This window comes from Candidatus Poribacteria bacterium (assembly GCA_028820845.1).
GTDB lineage: Bacteria > Poribacteria > WGA-4E > WGA-4E > WGA-3G > WGA-3G.
Map to the genome: position 1 here is coordinate 25,561 of JAPPII010000001.1, position 8,040 is coordinate 33,600.

At 47.7% G+C, this 8,040-nt stretch carries 7 protein-coding genes; 1 reads left to right on the forward strand and 6 read right to left on the reverse strand.

Annotated elements, in window-relative coordinates:
* Nucleotides 1-53 precede the first annotated feature (53 nt).
* Nucleotides 54-2,471 (forward strand): trypsin-like peptidase domain-containing protein, encoded by a 2,418-nt coding sequence (locus OXN25_00120; GenBank protein ID MDE0423251.1) that lies wholly within the window; start codon nucleotides 54-56, stop codon nucleotides 2,469-2,471.
* Between the two features lie 91 nt (nucleotides 2,472-2,562).
* Here the strand turns inward: OXN25_00120 and OXN25_00125 are convergent, their stop codons facing one another.
* The 6 genes from OXN25_00125 to argH all read right to left on the reverse strand — a co-directional run bounded on the left by OXN25_00125 (nucleotide 2,563) and on the right by argH (nucleotide 7,939).
* Nucleotides 2,563-3,339, reverse strand: a complete 777-nt coding sequence (locus OXN25_00125) for an FAD-binding oxidoreductase (protein ID MDE0423252.1) — start codon at nucleotides 3,337-3,339, stop codon at nucleotides 2,563-2,565.
* A gap of 124 nt (nucleotides 3,340-3,463) precedes the next feature.
* Nucleotides 3,464-4,900 (reverse strand): sulfatase, encoded by a 1,437-nt coding sequence (locus tag OXN25_00130; GenBank protein MDE0423253.1) that lies wholly within the window; start codon nucleotides 4,898-4,900, stop codon nucleotides 3,464-3,466.
* Between the two features lie 4 nt (nucleotides 4,901-4,904).
* A complete protein-coding gene (pyrF, locus tag OXN25_00135) occupies nucleotides 4,905-5,618 on the reverse strand; it encodes an orotidine-5'-phosphate decarboxylase (protein MDE0423254.1) in 714 nt (237 codons plus the stop codon).
* A 110-nt stretch (nucleotides 5,619-5,728) separates the two neighbouring features.
* Nucleotides 5,729-6,088: a hypothetical protein gene (locus OXN25_00140; GenBank protein ID MDE0423255.1), complete on the reverse strand. Its 360-nt coding sequence runs from the start codon at nucleotides 6,086-6,088 to the stop codon at nucleotides 5,729-5,731.
* Nucleotides 6,089-6,130: 42 nt separating this feature from the next.
* Entirely contained in the window at nucleotides 6,131-6,412 is a 282-nt protein-coding gene (locus OXN25_00145) for a type II toxin-antitoxin system HigB family toxin (protein MDE0423256.1), read from the reverse strand.
* Between the two features lie 18 nt (nucleotides 6,413-6,430).
* Nucleotides 6,431-7,939, reverse strand: coding sequence for an argininosuccinate lyase (gene argH, locus OXN25_00150; protein ID MDE0423257.1), 1,509 nt, complete (start codon nucleotides 7,937-7,939; stop codon nucleotides 6,431-6,433).
* Nucleotides 7,940-8,040 lie beyond the last annotated feature (101 nt).

An 8,040-nucleotide genomic window follows, 5' to 3' on the forward strand; every position in this document is an offset into this window, starting at 1 on the left:
CTAATCTGTCCGGAAAAAATCGGTTAATCACACGATAAAAGGAACTTGACTCTATGAAAAAAGTTTACCAATCACTTATAGTATGCCTACTAACCACAAGTCTATTTCTACCCAATACTTTTGCCCAGGATTCCGCCCAATGGCATTTACCGCAGTACGCGACAGCCCGTTTTGGCAAAGGTTGGGTAAAAGACATAAAATTTTCTCCCTACAGTGATCAATTAGCGGTCGCAACCACCATCGGTGTCTGGATCTACGACGTTCGGACTGGAAAAGAGCAGGTGTTGTTTTCTGGAATTATGGGGGGTGCCAACGCTGTATCATATTCCCCAGGCGGTCTCATGCTTGCAGCAGCACATTGGGATCAAACAGTTAGATTATGGGATACCAACACCGGGAACCATAGACCTTTGTCTACTTTCACAGGACACAACGGTGAGATTCATGCTGTCGCGTTTTCGCCAGATGGTAGCATGCTCGCTAGTGGAAGTGCTGACAATACAATTCGCGTCTGGAATGTTAATACCGAAGCACTTATGGCAATTTTGCCATATAATAGTGCCATTAATACTATAGATTTCTCACAAGATAGTCAAATGATAGCCGGTGGAAGTGAGGACGGCACAATTCAGGTGTGGGATGCTGGAACCGGAGATCGTATCTACGAGTTTCACGGACATACAGATTCAGTTTGGGAGATAGATTTCTCACCAAACGGTCAAATCCTTATCAGTGCAAGTCTCGATGGTACAGTTCAATTATGGAATCTTGTAGCACCGGGTGGTAGACTCGACGAACCAACACAACATAATATGCCTATCTACGCAGTGAATTTCTCACAAGATGGACGTAATTTTGCTACCAGTGGGGCAGATAGTGAAATTCGAGTATGGGACACCAATACTCGTGAGCTTACATCCACACTTACTGGACACAATGATATAGTACCAACAGTCACATTATCACCAGATGGTACTACCCTCGCAAGTGGCAGTTTAGATGGAACAGTCCGACTATGGAATATGCGTCTTTTTCAAAAACGGTTAGAACTTAAAGGACATACTGGCGGAGTCAAAGCATTGACACATACAGAAGATAACCGCATCCTCGCCTGCGGTACTGGATTAGATAATAAACTCCGATTGTGGGACGCAAGCACAGGTAGACAGCTTTCCAAACTTCAAGACCACAGCGGATTAACAGAGGCAGTCGCTTTTTCAAAAAATGGCAAAACGCTTGTCAGTGCTGGCAGTGAAAATGGAACTATTTTCATATCAGATATTACTCGCTCTGATGAAAATAGCCTGCAAACAACACTGACAGGTAACCCACTTGGTATCACTGCTTTAGCATTTTCTCCCGCAGAAACCATACTTGCCAGCGGTGGCACAGATGGCAGAATCTATCTCTTGGATGTTCAAAACAGAACAGTGATGCAAATACTCAGAGGTGCTCAGAGTAGTATTACTGCGTTAACGTTCGTCTTTGATGGCAACCACCTTTTCAGCGGCGAGGAAAATGGAATGATTCGGCGTTGGAATTCTACGGGTCAAGAGATATGGAGTGGCAGAGGAGCATTCAGTGCAATTACTGCCTTAGCCTTTTCCCCGACTTTTGACTTTCTTGCAATCGGGGATAAAATAGGGCAAATCTGGTTATTCGATTTTAGAGAAGATGAAACTCGTAAGATTTCCATATTCACACATCACACCCGAAAGATAACCGCCCTTATTTTTTCTTCGCATAGTAACACGCTTGTTAGCGGTAGCGAAGATGGCACTATTCTACTTTGGGATGTGAATGAAGTCCTTCGCAATACGGATGAATCCAACACTTCTTCATCAGAGGGTAGTACATCTGTATCAAATACCATCCCCCCAGAACATAATACTACCGAACAGACTGCTCAAGAAATCGCTGAAAGAGCCTTAGCATCTACAGTTGCTCTCAATATACTGGATGCTAACGGGAATTCTATTGGATATGGTAGCGGTTTTTTTGTTCGTCCTGGATATATTGCAACTAACTACCATGTTATTAAACAGGCAAGAAGAATGTACTTTAAATCGGTTGGTGACGAGGCAACATATTGGGTTCAAGATATTGTAGCAACAGATCCGACGCACGATTTGGCTTTACTAAGGGTGTCATCTTTTAATATACCTGTCCTGCCACTTGCTGATAGCGATTCCGTTCAAATTGGCGAAGATGTTTATGCTGTTGGGAATCCTCGAGGCTGGGAAGGGACGGTTTCGGATGGTATTGTCAGTAGCATCCGAGGCGAAGGTAACAATAAATGGATTCAAATAACGGCACCTATATCTCCGGGAAACAGTGGAGGTGCGGTGCTAAATAGTAGCGGCGAAGTGATAGGTGTTGCTACCCTGGCAGCTCAAGCTGACTATGCTCAGAATCTTAATTTTGCTGTTCCATCAAACTACCTTAAGATTCTGCTTCAAAGGGTAAGATGACATCCAGGACCCAACAGCGGCACCACGCAAAACTCTCTGCGTAATACCGCTGTTTAAGTTAAGTCTTTTATGAGCGTCGATTTCTATCCGACTACTCTTCCTTCATCACAAAGAATTTTTCCTCTTTAATTCGTTCTTCAGGGAAACGCGCACGCGCCCAGATCGCTTTTGCATTCTCAATCATCTGCGGATGTCCGCACGCATAGACGACGGCGTTTGTGTGGTCATAGCCGAGTTGATCGCCGTATTTCCTAACCACATCTTCCGCACGCCCGCTTTCGCCTTGCCAGTCCGGATCCTCCCACGGACGACTCACCGTCGGAACAAAGGTGAACCATTCCTCTTGTGCAGCAAGTTCATTGAGCTCATCCATGTAATAGCCAAGCTCCCACGAACGGCTCGCACCGACGATTGCAAGGATCTGGTGCGGACTCGCTTTGCCCTGTTCCTGCTCGATTTTCTGCGTTCGTGCAATGCTAATATACGGCGCAGCACCCGTGACAGTTCCCGCCATCACATGGCGTGTCATTCCACTTTCCGTGTCCAAGACGAATCTTCCAACGAGGCGATCTCGAATAAATACACTGTCGCCCAATTTCAGTTCCCAAAAGAGAGGCGTTGTCGCCCCTTCCGGCACCAATTCCACGAAAACCTCCATAAAGGGCTCGTGCGGTGAGGAGACGATGGAATAGGGACGTTGGACAATCTTTTCGTCAACTTGAAAACCGATTGTAGCGTATTGCCCGGGTATAAATGGCAACTGCTGATCAACACGGAATTTGAACGCCGCTAAATCTTCAGAAAAGTCCTCACGTTCAATCAATTCACCTTTACAATAACGCGATCTGGAGCGTCTTCTTCTTCCCATAATTTTTCCCTTCAATTTTTCTATAAAAAATTTCGGTCTGTGCGTTACACCGAAAAAGAATAGTGGATTTTTTGACTACCGTTTTAACGCATTATACGCGAAACGATAAATTAGTTCAAGTCTTTTACATCTCTGCCAGTTTCTTCTGAAGCCAATAGGTCATCGGGGCATGCCCTGGATCACAGACCTCGATGAAATGTCCCGGTAAGGGTTGTCCGATGAGTGCCTCAATATCCCGTCGCCGCTCTGCCACAACCGTTGGATGGTCACTTGCGACGTTTACTTTCTCCTCTGGATCGCTGCGGACATCAAAGAGTTCATCGCCGTTAGGATCGTTATAACCGACGGATGTACAGAAGTTCCAATGATTATCGCGCACGCTGACGCGTCCGCGCGCATTCCCAGTAATAAAGCCCGCCCAACCTGTGATGATACGTTCACGAAGGGAGGCTTTCTCCTGCGTAACGAGTTGCCACATATCCTCACCATCTGTCCAATTACAGGGAATATCAAGCAAACTGAGGAGCGTCGGCATCAGGTCGTGGTTCTGTACAAACGCCGAAATGTCTGTATCATTCGGTCCTTCTGGATGCCGAATCATAAGGTTCAGCTGCGTATTGAACGGATGTAATTTGTTCGGTCCCTTCCCGAAGCTCCCGTGGTCGCGGAGTTGTGTACCGTGATCGGACATCAAGACAACCAACGTCTCGTCGCCGATACTCAGCTGCTCTATCTTATCAAGGAGAACGCCGACCCATTTATCGACGAACGTCACTTCACCAAGGTAGAGTGCCTCAATCCGACGGCGTTCATCTTCCGTAGGCCCCTCGCCTTCGTTCGCACTGCCCGGCGTGATGAAATCCTTCCCAGAATAATCAGAGAAATAGATGTCTGCATAAGATTTCGGTGGATCCCACGGCTCATGTGGATCAAAACTATCGATCCATAAGAAAAACGGACCGACGGTATGATTATCCTCAAGCCAATCAGCTGCTGCTCGGAAAACACGCGCACAACTATAGTCGTCCTCGGATTGACGATGCCGCTGCGACAAGAGATAATTGACGAGTCCGGCATGGCGTTGCCAATTGATGGGTTCACGGACATGCTTGCGGAGTTGTTCCTCAATCAATCTCGGATCGCCGCTGTGCCAGTTATCCGATTCCTGTCCACGGATGAAATCGAAGTGTGCGAACCCGCGCGAGAAGTTCATCGTCGGCTTGAACATGTGATAGGTATCGGCAATGAGAGCAGTCAAATAACCCCGTTCCAGCAAGATCTCGGCGATCGTATCCTGTTCGGGCGGAATCTTGTGCCAGCCGGGTGCGTGGTGCCAATGCCCGCGTCGATCGAAGTTATATCTCCACGGGAAACTTCGCATCCCGGTGAAGTTTGCGCGTCGCACCTGAAGCGTCGGTTGCCCCTCACCAAAAGCGCGTGTGAAACGGACACTCTCCGATGCCAAGGCATCAAGGTTTGGTGTCTGAACGTGGCTATATTTCTTGCCTTCGCCGATGATGTCCGCACGAAACGTGTCCAAACAGATACAGATAACGTTCATAGGGTTATGCCTCCCGCATTTCGTCAAGTATCATTTCGGTAGCCTCTAAGGGATCCTCTGCCTCGATAATCGGTCTACCGACGACAATATAATCTGCTCCCCGGCGGATCGCTTCGGCGGGTGTGGTAATGCGACGCTGGTCGCCACTCTCTGCCCAAGTGGGACGGATACCGGGTGTCACGATTACAAACTTATCGCCGCACGCCTTCCGTATGGGTTCGATCTCTAACGGCGATGCGACAACGCCACTTAATCCTGCTTCCTGTGCCAACTGTGCAAGATAGACGACCTGTTTTGTAAGCCCGCGTTCTGAACCGAAACTCTGCTGAAAGCCGGTTTCATCAATGCTCGTTAGAATGGTTACACCGAGTAGAATAGGTCTCGGAATATCCGCTTCGTAGGCAGCATCATCGGCACTGTCTCTGGCGGCTTGCATCATCTCAAGTCCACCGGCGGCGTGCATGTTAATCATATTTGCGCCGTATTTCGTCATCGTCCCTACATCGCGTGCGACCGTGTTGGGAATGTCGTGGAATTTCAGGTCAAGAAAGATTTTATGTCCTCTCCCGCTGAGCCACGGAAAGCCTTCGGTCCCAAGGGTACTGAACGCCTGAAAGCCTATCTTAACCCAAGGTACTATATCTATAAGTGTCCCAGATAACCAATCAATATTTTCACTGTCATCTGTATCCAAAGCCACAATTAACTTATCTCTCAATCTTTTGTTCTCCTTGTCTGCGTTTAAGAGTATTCGTGTCTTTTTCACCCTATGAGGATATTGCCAATACTTTTGAACCTCATGAATTCGCAAAAACGCCCACGGCTTCCTTATCCAGTCGCAAACCCTTTTCTCGCGTTACGGAACTGTTGCGCTCTACACTTCTCAATGCGCTCAGCTAGTTCTGGCATTTGTGCATGGTCATACCTTTCAATAAGCACAATAGCAAATTCCATCAATGGCGCGAAAATGTGATTTTCGTCGTCACGCACAATATCCGTTAATTCACCCAGCAGCACTACAAGTCGGTCGTAGTCGTCTTCGGTCAAAGCGGTGATGTCGTTGGTGTATGCGTCAACCGCCTGAATTAAAATTTCTAAGGCATCTGCAGGTGACTGCGAATTACTATGCGGGTCGTGCTTCAATTTTACTCGCGATCCGCTAGATATACGGTGTTCTTCAGTTAACATAATTTACTCCTGACATTTTTCAGTAGTAGTTTTTTCACCCTGTCAGGGCCTCCATTTATCATACTCGGAGTGTGTCAGCACACGATGGATAGAAACCGTCTGCCGCCCATAGTGGATGAATGCTATAAGGCGAGCTTTGTTACCACCAATATTAAAGACTGTCCAACCGTCAACCCGGTCTGCGTGGGGAAACACTTCACGCAACTCAGCAATTGAACGAAAACTTCTTCCACTTATCAATTCATACCAATGCTCAAGTGCTGATCTCACATTCGGATGTTTCTGTGCAAAGTCCCTCAGCGGTTTGTATGGACCCGTATGCATCGTTTTTCTAGTTCTCTCCTACAATCTCGCCTCAATTGGCCTTCCTAAAACTTCATTAACAATCCGTAGCGTTTCCTGTTGTGCGTCGTCAATTTGCATCTGGCAATTATAGATATTCAGTGCAATCTCATTTAGCTGTTCTTCAAAATTATCTATCATTCGATGAACCTCTGTGGGGGACGTACCGCCGAGGCTTTGGCTATTCTCAAGTGCCAATTCTGCATCCAGAATCTGTTTGAGCTGCTCAACAGAGATGTCAATCTCTTTCTGTTTCAGGAGTGTGTGTGTTAATTCCCAATCCGAGAAGGTTTTTTCCTGCTGCACGAGTTCCCCGACGAGCCATCCAACAACCTCGTGGCACTCCCGAAAGCTCATCTGACGATCTTTGACGAGATAGTTCGCTAACTCCGTCGCCGTTGCGAAGTTCGCATTCGCCAATTCCACCATCCGTTCCGTTTTGAAATCCGCTGTCTTGAGGAGTTCGGGTAACATACCGAGACACGCCTTCACAACATCAAACGCCTCCCATAATGGCGGTTTATCCTCTTGGAAATCTCGGTTATAACCCATCGGTAAACCTTTGAGATTCGTTAATAGGTCCAACAATGCACCATAGACGCGTCCTGTGCGCCCCCGTGTGAGCTCGGCGATGTCGGGATTCTTTTTTTGTGGCATGATGGAACTTCCGAAACTGTAGGCATCGTCAAGCACCGCCATCCCGAATTCGTAGGTCGTCCAGTAGACGATTTCCTCGCTAATTCGCGAGAGGTTCGCCATCACGAGGGAGAGTGCGAAAAGCACCTCGGCGATAAAGTCCCGGCTGCTGATGACATCAAGCGCATGTTCGTGCGGTGCATCGAAACCGAGCAATTTTGTTGTCAACTCCCGGTCAATAGGAAACGTCGTGCCAGCCAACGCACATGCCCCAAGTGGGTTCATATTGGCAAGTGTGTATGCAGATTGCAGACGCTTCTGATCTCGTAGGAACATGCTCACGTACGCCGTTGCCCAGAAACCGAGGCTAATCGGTTGGGCGTGCTGTGTGTGCGTATAACCGGGCATGACAGTTTCGGCATGTGCCTTCGCAATATGCAGAAATGCTTCGCACAATTCGGAAATGCCTCGCTGGACGTTGAGAATCTCGTCCCGAATGTAGAGGTGCGCGTCCACGAGCACCTGATCGTTGCGGGAGCGGGCAGTGTGGAGTTTACCGCCAAACTCACGCCCGGCATTCTCAATCAGATACGATTCGACGTTCATGTGAACGTCCTCTTTATTCGGATCAAGCACAAAATCGCCGTTTTGAAAATCCGCTTCTGCTTTCTGGAGCCAACGTAAGATCTCGCGTAGGTCGGCATCGGAGATAATCCCCTGTCGGGCAAGCATAATGGCGTGTGCTTGGCTGCCCCAGATATCGTATCCGATGAGGCGTGTGTCGGCTTCAATAGAGTGCGTGAAGGCGATTGTCTCTGTAGTGAGGCTTGTGCTAAAACGTCCACCCCAGAGCGTTTTTTGTTGTTTTGCCATATTCTGTTAGTTTTCCGAGACGACATTAGTGTCAAGAACAATCATAGTTAGGTAGTGTTTACATTGTGTAAGTTATTGACATTTTTGTTAGGTTTTGGTAG

Coding starts and splice junctions, on each gene's coding strand:
- argH (MDE0423257.1), bottom strand. CDS start 7,939: ATGGCAAAACAACAAAAAACGCTCTGGGGTGGACGTTTTAGCACAAGC.
- OXN25_00145 (MDE0423256.1), bottom strand. CDS start 6,412: ATGCATACGGGTCCATACAAACCGCTGAGGGACTTTGCACAGAAACAT.
- OXN25_00125 (MDE0423252.1), bottom strand. CDS start 3,339: ATGGGAAGAAGAAGACGCTCCAGATCGCGTTATTGTAAAGGTGAATTG.
- OXN25_00140 (MDE0423255.1), bottom strand. CDS start 6,088: ATGTTAACTGAAGAACACCGTATATCTAGCGGATCGCGAGTAAAATTG.
- OXN25_00130 (MDE0423253.1), bottom strand. CDS start 4,900: ATGAACGTTATCTGTATCTGTTTGGACACGTTTCGTGCGGACATCATC.
- OXN25_00120 (MDE0423251.1), top strand. CDS start 54: ATGAAAAAAGTTTACCAATCACTTATAGTATGCCTACTAACCACAAGT.